At 73.0% G+C, this 14909-nt stretch carries 14 protein-coding genes; all 14 read left to right on the plus strand.

Features of this window, described 5'->3' with window-relative positions; translation table 11 throughout:
• Window positions 1–18 precede the first annotated feature (18 nt).
• The 14 genes from O2W20_RS04035 (at window position 19) to nuoL (ending at window position 14880) form a co-directional block, all read left to right on the plus strand.
• The gene (locus O2W20_RS04035; RefSeq protein WP_269170466.1) at window positions 19–735 is read left to right on the plus strand and encodes a demethylmenaquinone methyltransferase; all 717 of its coding nucleotides are present in this window, start codon (window positions 19–21) and stop codon (window positions 733–735) included.
• 12 nt (window positions 736–747) lie between these two features.
• The gene (locus tag O2W20_RS04040; protein ID WP_269170467.1) at window positions 748–1092 is read left to right on the plus strand and encodes a hypothetical protein; all 345 of its coding nucleotides are present in this window, start codon (window positions 748–750) and stop codon (window positions 1090–1092) included.
• Between the two features lie 562 nt (window positions 1093–1654).
• Window positions 1655–2017, plus strand: coding sequence for an NADH-quinone oxidoreductase subunit A (locus O2W20_RS04045; RefSeq protein WP_373286324.1), 363 nt, complete (start codon window positions 1655–1657; stop codon window positions 2015–2017).
• Window positions 2018–2068: 51 nt separating this feature from the next.
• Window positions 2069–2752 carry a NuoB/complex I 20 kDa subunit family protein gene (locus O2W20_RS04050; protein ID WP_442928930.1) on the plus strand — a complete coding sequence of 228 codons (684 nt, stop codon included), beginning with the start codon at window positions 2069–2071 and terminating at the stop codon, window positions 2750–2752.
• Window positions 2749–3468 (plus strand): NADH-quinone oxidoreductase subunit C, encoded by a 720-nt coding sequence (locus tag O2W20_RS04055; protein WP_269170468.1) that lies wholly within the window; start codon window positions 2749–2751, stop codon window positions 3466–3468. Before O2W20_RS04050 ends, O2W20_RS04055 begins: the two co-directional genes overlap by 4 nt.
• Window positions 3465–4787, plus strand: coding sequence for an NADH-quinone oxidoreductase subunit D (locus O2W20_RS04060; RefSeq protein WP_269170469.1), 1323 nt, complete (start codon window positions 3465–3467; stop codon window positions 4785–4787). The genes O2W20_RS04055 and O2W20_RS04060 overlap by 4 nt, the downstream gene beginning before the upstream one ends.
• Window positions 4787–5791 carry an NADH-quinone oxidoreductase subunit NuoE gene (gene nuoE, locus O2W20_RS04065; protein WP_269170470.1) on the plus strand — a complete coding sequence of 335 codons (1005 nt, stop codon included), beginning with the start codon at window positions 4787–4789 and terminating at the stop codon, window positions 5789–5791. Before O2W20_RS04060 ends, nuoE begins: the two co-directional genes overlap by 1 nt.
• A gap of 1 nt (window position 5792) precedes the next feature.
• Entirely contained in the window at window positions 5793–7118 is a 1326-nt protein-coding gene (gene nuoF / locus O2W20_RS04070; protein WP_269170472.1) for an NADH-quinone oxidoreductase subunit NuoF, read from the plus strand.
• On the plus strand, window positions 7118–9637 hold the full coding sequence (locus O2W20_RS04075) for an NADH-quinone oxidoreductase subunit G (protein WP_269170473.1): 2520 nt from the start codon (window positions 7118–7120) through the stop codon (window positions 9635–9637). Before nuoF ends, O2W20_RS04075 begins: the two co-directional genes overlap by 1 nt.
• Entirely contained in the window at window positions 9634–11073 is a 1440-nt protein-coding gene (gene nuoH, locus O2W20_RS04080) for an NADH-quinone oxidoreductase subunit NuoH (RefSeq protein ID WP_269170474.1), read from the plus strand. Before O2W20_RS04075 ends, nuoH begins: the two co-directional genes overlap by 4 nt.
• Window positions 11066–11746: an NADH-quinone oxidoreductase subunit NuoI gene (gene nuoI, locus O2W20_RS04085; protein ID WP_269170475.1), complete on the plus strand. Its 681-nt coding sequence runs from the start codon at window positions 11066–11068 to the stop codon at window positions 11744–11746. The genes nuoH and nuoI overlap by 8 nt, the downstream gene beginning before the upstream one ends.
• Window positions 11743–12648 carry an NADH-quinone oxidoreductase subunit J gene (locus O2W20_RS04090; protein ID WP_269170476.1) on the plus strand — a complete coding sequence of 302 codons (906 nt, stop codon included), beginning with the start codon at window positions 11743–11745 and terminating at the stop codon, window positions 12646–12648. Before nuoI ends, O2W20_RS04090 begins: the two co-directional genes overlap by 4 nt.
• Window positions 12645–12944: an NADH-quinone oxidoreductase subunit NuoK gene (gene nuoK / locus O2W20_RS04095; RefSeq protein WP_166754891.1), complete on the plus strand. Its 300-nt coding sequence runs from the start codon at window positions 12645–12647 to the stop codon at window positions 12942–12944. Before O2W20_RS04090 ends, nuoK begins: the two co-directional genes overlap by 4 nt.
• A 31-nt stretch (window positions 12945–12975) precedes the next feature.
• On the plus strand, window positions 12976–14880 hold the full coding sequence (nuoL, locus tag O2W20_RS04100) for an NADH-quinone oxidoreductase subunit L (protein ID WP_269170477.1): 1905 nt from the start codon (window positions 12976–12978) through the stop codon (window positions 14878–14880).
• Window positions 14881–14909: the final 29 nt, after the last annotated feature.

Below are 14909 nucleotides of genomic sequence, written 5' to 3' on the forward strand. Positions count from 1 at the left end.
GCAGGTAGCGTCGCCGTCGTGGCGACCGGGGAACGGGCTGGGGCAACAGGGGCGCGAGCCGGGCTGGACAAGCGGCCGGCGGAGGTCGCGGCGATGTTCGACCGGGTCGCCGGCCGGTACGACCTGACCAACACGGTGCTCTCCGCCGGGCTGGACGCCGGCTGGCGCCGGGCCACCCGCGAGGCGCTGGGTGCGCAGCCGGGCGCCACCGTGCTCGACGTCGCGGCCGGGACGGGGGTCTCCACCGTCGAGCTCGCCGCCGGGGGCGTGCGCGCGATCGCCTGCGACTTCTCCCAGGGCATGCTCCGCGCCGGGGCGTCCCGGCCGGTGCCGAAGGTCGCCGGGGACGCGATGGCGTTGCCGCTGGCCGACGAGAGCGTCGACGGCGTCGTCATCTCCTTCGGCCTGCGCAACGTCGCCGACCCGCAGGCCGCGCTGCGTGAGTTCACCCGGGTGACCAGGCCCGGCGGCACGCTGGTGGTCTGCGAGTTCTCCAGCCCCACGTTCTCCCCGTTCCGCACCGTCTACACCGAGTACCTGATGCGGGCCCTGCCGGCGATCGCCCGGGCGGTGAGCAGCAACCCGGAGGCCTACGTCTACCTGGCCGAGTCGATCCGGGCGTGGCCGGCGCAGTCCGAGCTCGCCCGGTGGCTGCAGGGCGCCGGCTGGGCCGACGTCGCGTGGCGCGACCTGACCGGCGGCGTCGTCGCCCTGCACCGCGGCACCCGGGTCTAGGGACGGCTGCGCATGGCCCATTCCTCTCCCAGTGCCCAGGTGCTGATCGTCGTCTCGCTCCTGGGCGTCCTCGGCCTCGGCGTCTGGGCGTGGGAAGTCGCCGGTTGGGGTGTGTTCGTCGTGTTCGGGCTGCCCGCGGTCGGCGCGGCTCTCGCCCTGTGGGCCGAACGCGCCAGCGTGACGATGCGGGGCCCCGCGACCGTCGCGGCGGTGGGGGCGATGTCGGTCGCCCGGGGGTGGGTCACGTTGCTGGCGGGCGGGCTGTACCTCCTGGTGCCCGCCCTCCTACTGCTGGTCGCCGCGGTGGTCTCCTGGGTCAGCAGGCGGCCGGACCTCGCCATCCGGCCGCGCCGCTGAGCGCTGCGCCCCGGCCCGGCGTCGAACCGGGGCGTCGAGTGTCGAGCTGTCGACGCCTGGCGGCTGGCGCAGACGTGCACAGCTCCACACTCGGGGAGCGCCGAGTGGTCATCGAGACGGGTTTCCCGGCCGGACCGTGAGGAGCAGGCTCCGGGCATGACGATCCCGCCCACCCCTGAGCCCCAGCCGCCGTCGCCGTCCCCGTCGCCGACCGACCCGATCACCCCGCCGTCCCCGGCGCCCGTCCCGGGCCCTGACCCGACCGATCCCACCGCGCCGCCGCCGGCACCGGCTCCCGGACCGCTGTGAGCCGCTGACCTGCGCTCTCGCGCCTGTCGGGACCCCTGGTGTGAACGCGGTCACCGGGGGTCCTGGTGTTCCGCCACCCCTTCGGCATAGGCTTCGACCACTCGACCTTGTGAACCAGTTCACAAGCACAGGGTGAAGCAGTTCACAAGGGGTCGCCCGGTCGTCGGATGTGAGCGGAGGTCGTCGCAGTGGTCCGCCCGAGGTCGTGCACGCCCCCCACCGTCCCGCGGAACACCTGCCTCGGGAGCTGCTGATGCTGTCGAACTACGTGCCCCTGGTCGGGCTCTTCGTGCTCGCCGCAGGCTTCGCGCTCTTCTCGGTCACCGCCGCTCCGTTCATCGGCCCGCGCCGCTACAACAGCGCGAAGGTGCAGGCCTACGAGTGCGGGATCGAACCGGTCGACCAGCCGCTCACCGGCGGACGGATCCCGGTCAAGTACTTCCTCACCGCGATGCTCTTCATCGTCTTCGACATCGAGATCGTCTTCCTCTACCCGTGGGCGGTCGCCAACGACGCGCTGGGCCTGTGGGGCCTCGGCGCGATGGCGGTCTTCATCGGCACCGTCTTCATCGCCTTCGTCTACGAGTGGCGCCGCGGGGGGCTCGAATGGGACTGACCGACACGGGACCGACCGACACGCAACCGACCGACACGCGACCGACCACGGATGGGGGGCGCTGAGATGGGCCTGGAGGAGAAGCTGCCGAGCGGCGTCCTGCTGACCAGCGTCGAGAAGCTCGTCAACTGGACCCGCAAGTCCTCGCTCTGGCCGGCCACCTTCGGCCTGGCCTGCTGTGCGATCGAGATGATGGCGTCCGGTGCCGGCCGCTACGACCTGGCCCGCTTCGGCATGGAGGTGTTCCGCGCCTCCCCGCGTCAGGCCGACCTGATGATCGTGGCCGGGCGGGTCAGCCAGAAGATGGCGCCGGTCCTCCGGCAGATCTACGACCAGATGCCCGAGCCGCGGTACGTGCTCGCCATGGGGGTCTGCGCCAGCTCCGGCGGCATGTTCAACAACTACGCGATCGTGCAGGGCGTCGACCACATCGTCCCGGTGGACATGTACCTGCCCGGCTGCCCGCCGCGGCCGGAGATGCTCACCGACGCCATCCTCAAGCTGCACCACAAGATCCAGCACCAGCCGCTGGGCGCCAAGCGCGCCCGGGAGCAGGCCGAGGCCCGGGCCAACGGGACGGCGCCGGAGCTGCACCTCGCGATGCCCTCCAGCGTCCGGGCCGACCCGGCGGCGCGGCGCGCCTACGAGCAGGCCGCGGCCGAGGGCCGCACCGGCCAGTTCGCCATCGAGCAGCGCGGAGGCAACGCCGTCGTCCTGCCCGGAGCAGGTCGATGAGCGACGAGGCCGGCTTCGGGGCCGCGACCGAGCCCGGCGGGGGGTTCCGCAAGGGCGCCTTCGGGGTCACCGGCAGCGGCGACACCTCCGGCTTCGGTGGCCTCGTCCGGGTCGAGCCCGGCGGCGCCGTCGCGCTGCACTCCACCGACCGGCCCTACGGCGGCTGGTTCGACGAGGTCACCGACGCGCTGATCGACGCGGTGGGCGAGGCCACGTACGCCGCCGCCGTCCACCGGGTCCTGGTCGACCGGGGCGAGATCACCTACTTCGTCGCCCGCGAGCACCTGCTCACCCTGGTCCAGGCGCTGCGGGACGACGAGTCGCTGCGCTTCGAGCTGTGCAGCAGCGTCTCCGGCGTCGACTACGCCGACAGCGGCGGCCCGGCCGCGACGCCCGACCGGCCCCGGCTGCACGTCGTCTACCACCTGACCTCGATGACCTACCGCCGCCGGATCCGGCTCGAGGTGGCCGTCACCGTCGAGGACCCGCACGTCCCGTCGGTGAGCTCCGTCTACCCCACGGCGGACTGGCACGAGCGGGAGGCCTGGGACATGTTCGGCATCGTCTTCGACGGCCACCCGGCGCTGACCCGGATCCTCATGCCCGACGACTGGGAGGGCCACCCCCAGCGCAAGGACTACCCGCTCGGCGGCGTCCCGGTCGAGTACAAGGGCGCCCAGATCCCCCCGCCCGACGAGCGCCGGAGCTACCGATGACGACGACGAGCGACCCGTACGCCGGCTCCCGGGAGACCACCGAGGGCCGGGTCTACACGGTCACCGGCGGCGACTGGGACCAGACCTTCGGCGCCGACACCCACGACGACCAGCGGCTCGTGGTCAACATGGGCCCGCAGCACCCCTCGACCCACGGGGTGCTCCGGCTGGTGCTCGACCTCGAGGGCGAGACCGTCACCCAGGCCCGCGTCGTCATCGGCTACCTGCACACCGGCATCGAGAAGACGACGGAGTACCGCACCTGGACCCAGGGCACGACCCTGGTCACGCGGATGGACTACCTGGCCCCGCTGTTCAACGAGACCGCCTACTGCCTGGCCGTGGAGAAGCTGCTCGGCATCGAGGCGCCGCCCCGGGCACAGACCATCCGGGTGCTGGTCATGGAGCTCAACCGGATCGCCTCGCACCTGGTCGCGCTGGCCACCTTCGGCATGGAGATGGGCGCGCTCACCGGCATGACCAACGGCTTTCGGGAGCGGGAGCTGGTCCTCGACGTGCTCGAGGAGATCACCGGGCTGCGGATGAACCACGCCTACGTCCGCCCCGGCGGGCTGGCGCAGGACCTCCCCGAGGGAGCCGTCGAGTCCGTTCGGGAGCTGCTCGCCGTCCTCCCCGAGCGGGTCGCGGGCACCCACCGGCTGCTCACCGGCCAGCCGATCTGGCAGCGCCGGCTCAAGGACGTCGGCTACCTCGACCTCACCGGCTGCGTGGCCCTCGGCGTCACCGGCCCGGTGCTCCGCGCGGCCGGCCTGCCCTGGGACATGCGCAAGGTCGAGCCGTACCTGGGCTACGAGACCTACGACTTCGAGGTGCCGACGGCGGACACCTGCGACGCATGGGGCCGCTACCTGGTGCGGATGGGCGAGATCACCGAGTCCATCAAGATCATCGGCCAGGCGCTGGACCGGCTCGAGCCGGGGCCGGTGATGGTCGAGGACAAGAAGATCGCCTGGCCGGCGCAGCTGTCCCTCGGCGCCGACGGCATGGGCAACTCCCTGGACCACGTCCGGCACATCATGGGCCAGTCGATGGAGGCCCTGATCCACCACTTCAAGCTGGTCACCGAGGGCTTCCGGGTGCCGGCCGGCCAGGTCTACACGGCGATCGAGTCCCCCCGCGGCGAGCTCGGCTACCACGTCGTCAGCGACGGCGGGACGCGCCCGTTCCGGGTGCACGTCCGTGACCCCAGCTTCGTCAACCTGCAGGCCACCGCGGCGATGAGCGAGGGCGGCATGATCGCCGACGTCATCGCCGCGATCGCCTCGATCGACCCCGTGATGGGGGGAGTGGACCGCTGATGAGTGCTCTTCCCGGTTCCTACGAGGGGACGGCGGTCACCGGGCTGGACTCCAGCCCGGTCGAGCCGGCCGCCCCGGACCTGCCACCGCTGACCGAGCAGACCGAGGCCGAGGCCCGCGAGCTGATGGCCCGCTACCCGCAGGAGCGGTCGGCGCTGCTGCCGATGCTGCACCTGGTCCAGTCCGTGCAGGGCTACGTGTCGCCCGAGGGCGTCGGCTTCTGCGCCCGGCTGCTCGGGCTGACCAAGGCCGAGGTGGGCGCGGTCGCGACCTTCTACACGATGTACAAGCGGCACCCGACGGGCAAGCACCTGGTCAGCGTCTGCACCAACACGCTCTGCGCCGTCCTGGGTGGGCAGCAGATCTACGACGCCGTCTCCGCCGACCTCGGCGTCGGCCACGACCAGACCGCGCCGGACGGCTCGGTCACCCTCGAGCACGCCGAGTGCCTGGCCGCCTGCGACTACGCGCCCGTGGTCACCGTCGACTACGAGTTCTACGACCAGCAGGACGTCGAGTCGGCCCGCGCGCTGGTCACCGCACTGCGGATGGGGGAGAAGCCGCCGCCCACCCGCGGGGCCCCGCTGACCGACTTCCGCGGCGTCTCCCGCCAGCTGGCCGGCTTCTCCCAGCACCCGGACCTGGAGAGCGAGCGAGCGGCGATCGACGCCCCGTCGGCCGGTGTGCCGACCCTGGTCGGCGTGCGGCTGGCCGTCGAGCGGGGCGAGGTGGCGCCGCCGATGCAGGCACCCGAGCCCGAGGCCGCGCCCGAGCCGGACGTCGAGCCGGCAGGGAGCGCGGGCGAGACGCCGTCCGAGCAGGCCGCCGACACCGCCGTCGCCTCCGCCGACACCCCGGCCGAACGGGCCGGTGCGGTGCAGCACCACCCGGACGCCCCCGAGCCCGCCGGCCGCCAGCCGGCCGAGCGCGGCCGCGAGGGCACCGACACCCCGCCCACCGAGTCCGGCGCCGGGCAGAACAGCTCGATCGAGCGGGAGGCCTGAGATGCCCCTGACCCCCGTCCTCACCGCGCGCTTCGACGCGCCCCGCTCCTGGACGCTGGAGACCTACGAACGCCTCGACGGCTACCGTGCGCTCCGCTCGGCCCTGGAGATGGCGCCGGACGACGTCGTCTCCCTCGTCAAGGACTCCGGACTGCGCGGCCGCGGCGGCGCCGGCTTCCCGACCGGGTTGAAGTGGAGCTTCATCCCGCAGCCCAAGCCGGGGGAGACCCCGACCGGCCCGGCGGCGGCGCCGAAGTACCTGGTGGTCAACGCCGACGAGGGCGAGCCGGGCACCTGCAAGGACCTGCCGCTGATGATGGCCGACCCGCACTCGCTGGTGGAGGGCGTGATCATCACCGCCTACGCGATCCGCTCGCACTTCGCCGTCATCTACGTCCGCGGTGAGGCGGTGCACGCCCACCGCCGGCTGATGGCCGCCGTGCAGGAGGCGTACGCCGCCGGCTACCTCGGCAGCGACGTGCTGGGGTCGGGCTACGACCTCGAGCTGGTGGTGCACGCCGGCGCCGGGGCCTACATCTGCGGCGAGGAGACCGCGCTGCTGGACTCCCTGGAGGGCTACCGCGGCCAGCCCCGGCTCAAGCCGCCGTTCCCCGCCGTCGCAGGCCTCTACGGCTCCCCGACGGTGATCAACAACGTGGAGACGTTGGCCAGCGTGCCGTACGTGGTCCGTGGTGGCGCCGAGTGGTTCAAGAGCATGGGCCCGGAGAAGTCGCCCGGCCCGAAGATCTACTCGCTGTCGGGTCGGGTGGTGCACCCCGGCCAGTACGAGGCCCCGATGGGGACGACGATGCGCGAGCTGCTGGCCATGGCCGGCGGCGTCCGGCCCGGTCACGAGCTGAAGTTCTGGACGCCGGGCGGCTCCTCGACCCCGTACTTCACCGCCGAGCACCTCGACGTCCCGCTGGACTTCGACTCGGTCGCGGCGGCCGGCTCGATGCTGGGCACCACCGCGCTGATGGTCTTCGACGAGACCGACTCGATCGTCGAGGCGACCCTGCGGTTCACCGAGTTCTACGCGCACGAGAGCTGCGGCAAGTGCACCCCCTGCCGGGAGGGCACCTACTGGCTGGTCCAGATCCTGGAACGGCTGGTGCACGGGCAGGGCCGGGCCGCCGACCTCGACCTGCTCACCGACACCTGCGACAACATCCTGGGCCGTTCGTTCTGCGCCCTCGGCGACGGTGCGACCAGCTGCATCGCCAGCTCCCTGAAGTACTTCAAGGACGACTACGTCGCGCTGCTGCCGGCCGAGGAGCAGGCCCGCCTCGGTCGTTCGCTGCGGCTCGAGCCGGTTGGAGCAGCCTGATGACCCTCACCCCGGCCACCCCCGAGCCCGCGCCGGCGCTGCCGCCGGGCGCGCCCGGCCCGCACACCCGACCCGACGCCGTGCACTGCACCATCGACGGTTTCCCGGTCGCCGTGCCGAAGGGCACGCTGATCATCCGGGCCGCCGAGCAGATCGGCGTGCAGATCCCGCGGTTCTGCGACCACCCGCTGCTCGACCCGATCGGCGCCTGCCGGCAGTGCCTGGTGGAGGTGGAGGGGCAGCGCAAGCCGGTGGCCTCCTGCACCACCCCGGTGACCCCTGACATGGTGGTGCAGACCCAGCTGACCAGCCCGGTCGCCGACAAGGCCCAGCAGGGCACGATGGAGCTGCTGCTGGTCAACCACCCGCTGGACTGCCCGGTCTGCGACAAGGGCGGGGAGTGCCCGCTGCAGAACCAGGCGATGAGCAACGGGCGGGCCGAGTCCCGGTTCGTGGAGACCAAGCGCACCTTCCCCAAGCCGCTGCCGATCAGCTCGCAGGTGCTGCTGGACCGCGAGCGCTGCGTGCTCTGCGCCCGCTGCACCCGGTTCAGCCAGCAGGTGGCCGGCGACCCGTTCATCGAGCTTTTCGAGCGCGGCGCGTTGGAGCAGGTGGCGATCTACGAGGACGAGCCGTTCGAGTCCTACTTCTCCGGCAACACCACCCAGATCTGCCCGGTCGGCGCGCTGACCAGCGCCACCTACCGGTTCCGCGCCCGCCCGTTCGACCTGCGCAGCGAGCCCAGCGTCTGCGAGCACTGCGCCAGCGGCTGCGCCCAGCGCACCGACTACCGGCGCGGCACGGTGACCCGGCGACTGGCCGGGGAGGACCCGGCGGTCAACCAGGAGTGGAACTGCGACAAGGGCCGGTACGCCTTCCGCTACGCCAGCAGCAACGAACGGCTGATGACGCCGCTGGTCCGCCGGGACGGTGAGCTGCAGCCGGCGTCGTGGCCGGAGGCCTGGGCCGCCGCGGCCGAGGGGCTGCGGGCGGCGCGCGCGGCCGGCGGGGTCGGGGTGCTGCCCGGTGGCCGGCTGACCGTCGAGGACGCCTACGCCTACGCCGCCTTCGCCCGGGTGGCGCTGGGCACCAACGACGTCGACGCCCGGGCCCGTGCGCACTCCGCCGAGGAGCTGGACTTCCTGGCCACGCACGTCGCCGGCACCGCCCCCGGGGCCGGTGGGGTCAGCTACGACGACCTGACCGCAGCCCCCGCGGTGCTGCTGGTCGGCTTCGAGCCGGAGGAGGAGTCGCCGATCGTCTTCCTGCGGCTGCGCCGGGCCGTCCGGACGGCGGGCCTACAGGTGTTCGACGTCGCCCCCTTCGGCACCCGGGCCGCGGAGAAGCTGCAGGCCACCGTGCTGACCACCGTCCCGGGCCAGGAGGCCCAGCTGCTCCGCGACCTGGCCGCCAACCCGGTGGACGGCGTGCTGGCCGACGCGGCCGTCGCGCTGTTCCGCCCGGGCGCCGTCATCCTGGCCGGGGAGCGGCTGGCCGAGCTGCCGGGCGGCTTCTCCGCGGTCAGCGCCCTCGCCGCCGAGACCGGCGCCCGGATCGGCTGGGTGCCCCGCCGGGCGGGGGAGCGGGGCGCGGTCGAGGCCGGCGCGCTGCCGACCCTGCTCCCCGGTGGCCGCACCGTCGCCAACGCCGCCGACCGGGCCGCCGTCGCCCAGCGCTGGGGAGCCGACGTCCCGGCGACCCTGGGGCGCGACCTCACCGGCATCCTCACCGCCGTGCGCGACGGTGCCCTCGCCGGGCTGCTGGTCGGGGGCGTCGACCCCGCCGACCTGCCCGACCCGCTGCTCGCCGAGCAGGCGCTGCAGACCGCCCGCTTCGTGGTCAGCCTGGAGCTGTTCCCGACCGCGGTCACCGCGCACGCCGACGTCGTCCTCCCGGTCGCCGCCGCCCCGGAGAAGGCCGGCAGCTACCTGGACTGGGAGGGACGGGTCCGCTCGTTCGACGCGACCCTGCACGGCTCCGGGCAGCTCACCGACGGCCGGGTGCTCCAGGGCCTGGCCGAGCACCTCGGCGTCGACCTGCGGGTGGGCTCGGTGACCGAGGTACGTGCCCAGCTGACCGCCCTCGGCGGCGCCGCGCAGGCACCCGCCGGCACCGGGGCCGACGTCGCCCCGGCACCGTTGCCGGAGCTCGCCGACGACGAGGCGGTGCTCGCCTCCTGGCGGCAGCTGGTCGACGTCGGGACGCTGCAGCGGGAGGAGCCGGCGCTGGCCGGCACCGCCCGGCCCCCGGTCGCCCGCCTGGGCAAGGAAGCCGCCCGCCGTCTCGGCGTGGCCGACGGCGACCCGCTCACCGTCACCGGCCCGGCCGGGGCGGTCACCCTGCCGGTGCGGCTGGTCGAGATGCCCGACGGGGTGGTCTGGCTGCCGATGCGCTCGCCGGGCAGCGAGGTCCGCACCCAGCTCGGCGCCGGCCCCGGCTCCGTCGTCCGGCTGGCGGGTCCGCCGCCCACCCCGGCCGGCGCGACGTCCGTCTCGAGCCTGCGGGGAGCCCAGGAGTGACCGTCTTCGCCGCCGCCGACCAGCCGACGCTGGTGGACTTCGGGAACGACGTCTGGTGGATCGTGCTCATCAAGATCGTCGGCATCTTCGGGGTGCTGGTGCTGATGACGCTGTTCGCCATCGTCTTCGAGCGCAAGGTCGTCGCCCGGATGCAGCAGCGGATCGGCCCCAACCGGGTCGGGCCGCGCGGCTACCTGCAGAGCCTCGCCGACGGCCTGAAGCTGGCGTTCAAGGAGGACATCATGCCGGCGCTGGCCGACAAGCCGGTGTACTTCCTGGCGCCGGTCATCGCCACCATCCCGGCCTTCCTGGCCTTCTCCGTCATCCCGCTCGGCCCGACGGTCAGCATCTTCGGCGAGCGCACGCCCCTGCAGCTCGTCGACTCCCCGATCGGGGTCCTCATCGTGCTGGCCGCCTCGGCGATGGGCGTCTACGGCATCGTGCTCGGTGGCTGGGCATCCGGGTCGACCTACCCGCTGCTCGGCTCGCTGCGCAGCGCGGCGCAGATGATCAGCTACGAGATCGCGATGGGCCTGTCGATCGTCGCGGTGTTCCTCTACGCCGGTTCGATGTCGACCTCGGAGATCGTGGCCGCCCAGGCCGACGGCACCGAGCTGTCCTTCTTCGGCCTGGAGTTCACCGGGCCCAGCTGGTACGCCGTCCTGCTGCCGGTCTCCTTCGTCATCTACGTCATCGCCGTGGTGGGCGAGACCAACCGGGCGCCCTTCGACCTCCCCGAGGCCGAGAGCGAGCTGGTCGGCGGTTTCCACACCGAGTACTCGTCGCTGAAGTTCGCGCTGTTCTTCCTGGCCGAGTACATCAACATCGTCACCGTCTCCGCGCTGGCCGCCACGCTGTTCCTCGGCGGCTGGCGGGCGCCCTGGCCGATCTCGATCTGGGACGGCGCCAACACCGGGTGGTGGCCGCTGTTGTGGTTCTTCGCCAAGGTCGTCGTCGCGCTGTTCTTCTTCGTCTGGCTCCGCGGCACGCTTCCCCGGCTCCGTTACGACCAGTTCATGCGCTTCGGCTGGAAGGTGCTGGTCCCGGTCGGGCTGGTCTGGATCCTCGTGGTGGCGACGCTGCGCGCCGTCGCCCGGGAGTCCGACCTGGACGCCGGTCAGGTCGCCGTCTTCGTCGGGGTGCCGATCGCCTTGGTGCTGCTGGGCGGGCTGCTGCTGGCCTCCCGGATGCGCAACCGGGACACCCGGGTCGCCGCCCGCGAGGCCGCCGCCGGCGGGCCGGCGCCGGCCGAGCCGCAGGTGCTGGACCCCCAGGGCCGGGACCGGGCCTCCGGCGGGTTCCCGGTGCCGCCGATGGACCTGGTCGTACCGCCCTCGCCACGGCTGCGCCGCCGCGAGTCCGTCGGCGCCGGGACCGTGGTCGGCACCGGCCGGCGCAGCAGCTCGACCACGCCTGAGGAGACCGACGATGTCTGAGCCCACCCCGCCGCCCACCGCCGAGCCGACGTCGGGCGCCAGCCCGGCCCGGCGCGAGGGCACGGCCATCGCCCGGCAGTCCTCCGAGGCACCGTCCAACACGGCCCCCGGCAAGCGGTCCAGCTGGTTGCCCGGGCCCGCCCAGGGGTTCGGCGTCACCTTCGCCACGATGTTCAAGAAGGTGACCACTGAGGAGTACCCCGAGGTCCCGAAGCAGACCAAGCCGCGCTACCACGGCCGGCACGTGCTCAACCGGCACCCCGACGGCCTGGAGAAGTGCGTGGGCTGCGAGCTCTGTGCCTGGGCCTGCCCGGCCGACGCCATCTACGTCGAGGGCGGCGACAACACCGAGGACGCCCGCTTCTCCCCGGGTGAGCGCTACGGCGCCGTCTACCAGATCAACTACCTGCGCTGCATCTTCTGCGGGCTGTGCATCGAGGCCTGCCCCACCCGGTCGCTGACGATGAGCAACGACTTCGAGCTCGCCGACGACGACCGCCAGGCGCTGATCTACACCAAGGAACAGCTGATGGCCCCGCTGCTGCCCGGGATGGAGCAGCCCCCGCACCCGATGCGGCTGGGCGAGAACGAGCAGGACTACTACGTGCGCGACCCCAAGGCGGCGCCCCCGACGCAGCAGGCGGCCGAACCGGTGATCGAGGAACGGGCATGAGCCCCCTGCACATGGGCGTCCTGGCCGCGGCGGCGGACACCGAGGTGGTCATCGGCACCGGGGAGACGATCGTCTTCTGGGTGCTCGCCCCGGTCGCCCTGGCCGGCGCGCTGGGGATGGTGCTGTCCCGCAACGCCGTGCACTCCGCGCTGTGGCTGGTCGCCACCATGCTCAGTCTGGGCGTCTTCTACGTCGTCCAGGAGGCGCCGTTCCTCGGTGCGGCGCAGATCATCGTCTACACCGGCGCGATCATGATCCTGTTCCTCTTCGTGCTGATGCTGGTGGGCCGGGAGACGTCGGACTCGGTCGTCGAGACGCTGCGGGGGCAGCGGGTGGCGGCGATCGTGCTGGGCATCGGGTTCGCCGGGCTGGTCGGCGCCGGCATCGCGCGCGCCACCGAGGACCTGCCGGTGGTCGGGCTCACGGCGGTGCAGGGCACCGTGGGCGGGCCGGCCGCCGGCAACGTCGAGGCGATCGCCGCCGTCCTGTACGGCCGGTTCGTGCTGGCCTTCGAGGTCACCGGTGCGCTGCTCATCGTGGCCGCCGTCGGGGCGTTGCTGCTGACCCACGCCGAACGGGAGCCCGGCACCGCGCGCAGCCAGAAGGAGCGCTCCCGGGCCAGGTTCCTCACCGACCGGCCGCAGACGCTGCCCGGGCCCGGCGTCTACGCACGCGCCAACTCCATCGCCGCGCCCGGCCGGCTCCCTGACGGCAGCCCCGCGCCGAGCAGCTTCGCCACCGGGGTCGAGCCCGTGCAGGTCGACGAGCTGCCGCGCACCGGCAGCGTCGGCGCCGAGCGCGAGGGGCTGCCGCACGCCGGGGGCACCGACGCGGCGCTCGGCACGATCGGCGGCGGCACCACCGGACCGGTCCCCGGCAGCGGAGAGGACGCTCCCCGATGACCATCACGAACTACCTGGTGCTCGCCGCGATCCTGTTCACCATCGGCGCGGTCGGCGTGCTGGTGCGGCGCAACGCCATCGTGGTGTTCATGTGCATCGAGCTGATGCTCAACTCGGTGAACCTCACCCTGATCACCTTCGCCCGGAGCACCGGGACGGTCGAGGGCCAGGTCATCGCCCTGTTCGTGATGGTCGTCGCCGCCGCGGAGGTGGTCGTCGGCCTGGCCATCATCATGTCGATCTACCGCACCCGCCGCTCGGCCTCCGTCGATGACGTCAACCTGCTGAAGTACTGAGCGGATCGGGGACCCAGGAGTGAACGAGGTCGTGCCTGCGTCGATGCCGGTCGACGGGCTGTTGTCCGTCACGTGGCTGGTGATCGTGCTGCCGCTGGCCGGCGCCGCGCTGCTGCTGCTGGGTGGGCGGCGCACCGACCGGTGGGGGCACCTGCTGGCCACCGGGACGGTGGTCGCCGCCTTCGCCCTCGCCGTGGCCTGCACCGTCGCGCTGACCGACCGCGCCGGCCGCGCGGTGAGCCTGGACCTGTTCACCTTCATCGACACCGGCAGCCTCGACGTCACCGCCGGGCTCCTCCTGGACCCGCTGTCGGCGGTCTTCGTCCTGCTGATCACCGGGGTCGGCGCGCTGATCCACGTCTACTCGATCGGCTACATGGCGCACGACCCCGGCCGCCGCCGGTTCTTCGCCTACCTCAACCTCTTCGTCGCGGCGATGCTGCTGCTGGTACTGGGCAACAGCTACGTGGCCCTCTACGTGGGCTGGGAGGGCGTCGGCCTGGCGTCCTACCTGCTCATCGCGTTCTGGCACACCCGCCCGGCAGCGGCCACGGCGGCCAAGAAGGCCTTCCTGATGAACCGGGTCGGGGACGTCGGCCTGGCGCTGGCGATCTTCATCATGTTCGCCCAGCTCGGGACGACGTCCTACGCCGGCGTCTTCGGCGCGGTCGGGCTGCTCGCCGGCGGCACCGTCACCGCGATCGGGCTGCTCCTGCTGCTGGGTGCCTGCGGCAAGTCCGGTCAGTTCCCGCTGCAGGCCTGGCTGCCCGACGCGATGGAGGGCCCGACCCCGGTCTCGGCGCTGATCCACGCCGCCACGATGGTGACCGCCGGGGTCTACCTGATCGCCCGGAGCGCCCCGCTCTACGACGCCACGCCCACCGCGCGCACCGTCGTCCTGGCCGTCGGCGCGGTCACCCTGCTGATCGGGGCGATCGCCGGCTGCGCCCACGACGACATCAAGAAGGTGCTGGCCTACTCCACGGTCAGCCAGATCGGCTACATGTTCCTGGCCGTCGGGCTGGGCCCGGTCGGCTACGCGGCCGCCATCGCCCACCTGCTGGCCCACGGCTTCTTCAAGGCCGGGCTGTTCCTCGGCGCCGGCTCGGTGATGCACGCGATGGACGACACCGTCGACATGCGCCGCTTCGGCGGCCTGGCCAGGCGGCTGCCGATCACCTTCGTCACCTTCGGGCTGGGCTACCTGGCGTTGATCGGCTTCCCGTTCCTGTCCGGCTGGTGGACCAAGGACGCGATCATCGAGGTGGCGCTGGACCGCGGCGGCTGGTCGGGCTGGCTGCTCGGCGGGGTCGCCGTCCTCGGCGCCGGGCTCACCGCCTTCTACATGACCCGGCTGATGCTGATGACCTTCTTCGGCCGGCCACGGTGGGAGGACGGCGTGCACCCGCACGAGGCGCCACCGTCCATGACGGCGCCGATGGTGCTGCTCGCCGTCGGGTCCGTCGCCGCGGGCTTCCTGCTGGTGGCGGTCTTCCCGCTGAGCGGCTGGCTGGAGCCGGTGTTCGGGGAACCGGAGGAGGCCGCGCACCTGGTGTCGCCGTTGGTGGTCAGCATCGTCGTCACCGTCGTCGTCGCCCTCGGGGCGCTCACCGCCTGGCTGTACGTCGGTCGCCGCGAGGTGCCGACGACGGCGCCGGCCCGGGTCTCGCCGGTGGTCACCGCCGCCCGCCGCGGCCTCTACGCCGACACGGTCAACGAGTCGCTCGTCATGCGCCCGGGGATGTGGCTGACCCGCGCGCTGGTCTGGCTGGACGCCCGCGGGGTGGACGGCGCGGTCAACGGCGCGGCCGCGGCCCTGGGCGGCGGATCGGCCCGGCTGGGGCGGGTGCAGACCGGGTTCGTCCGCAGCTACGCCCTCGGCATCCTCGGCGGCGCGGTGCTGGTCGCCGGCGCGCTGCTCGCGGTGACGGCATGACCACCCCTGACACCCCCACCCGCGGAGAG

Source organism: Modestobacter sp. VKM Ac-2982 (genome assembly GCF_026967935.1).
Lineage (GTDB): Bacteria > Actinomycetota > Actinomycetes > Mycobacteriales > Geodermatophilaceae > Modestobacter.

Bases quoted from the DNA above. Each gene is read 5' to 3' on its own strand.
- O2W20_RS04040 (WP_269170467.1), top strand. From the start codon at position 748: ATGGCCCATTCCTCTCCCAGTGCCCAGGTGCTGATCGTCGTCTCGCTC.
- O2W20_RS04045 (WP_373286324.1), top strand. From the start codon at position 1,655: ATGCTGTCGAACTACGTGCCCCTGGTCGGGCTCTTCGTGCTCGCCGCA.
- O2W20_RS04050 (WP_442928930.1), top strand. From the start codon at position 2,069: ATGGGGGGCGCTGAGATGGGCCTGGAGGAGAAGCTGCCGAGCGGCGTC.
- O2W20_RS04055 (WP_269170468.1), top strand. From the start codon at position 2,749: ATGAGCGACGAGGCCGGCTTCGGGGCCGCGACCGAGCCCGGCGGGGGG.
- O2W20_RS04060 (WP_269170469.1), top strand. From the start codon at position 3,465: ATGACGACGACGAGCGACCCGTACGCCGGCTCCCGGGAGACCACCGAG.
- nuoE (WP_269170470.1), top strand. From the start codon at position 4,787: ATGAGTGCTCTTCCCGGTTCCTACGAGGGGACGGCGGTCACCGGGCTG.
- nuoF (WP_269170472.1), top strand. From the start codon at position 5,793: ATGCCCCTGACCCCCGTCCTCACCGCGCGCTTCGACGCGCCCCGCTCC.
- O2W20_RS04075 (WP_269170473.1), top strand. From the start codon at position 7,118: ATGACCCTCACCCCGGCCACCCCCGAGCCCGCGCCGGCGCTGCCGCCG.
- nuoI (WP_269170475.1), top strand. From the start codon at position 11,066: ATGTCTGAGCCCACCCCGCCGCCCACCGCCGAGCCGACGTCGGGCGCC.
- O2W20_RS04090 (WP_269170476.1), top strand. From the start codon at position 11,743: ATGAGCCCCCTGCACATGGGCGTCCTGGCCGCGGCGGCGGACACCGAG.
- nuoK (WP_166754891.1), top strand. From the start codon at position 12,645: ATGACCATCACGAACTACCTGGTGCTCGCCGCGATCCTGTTCACCATC.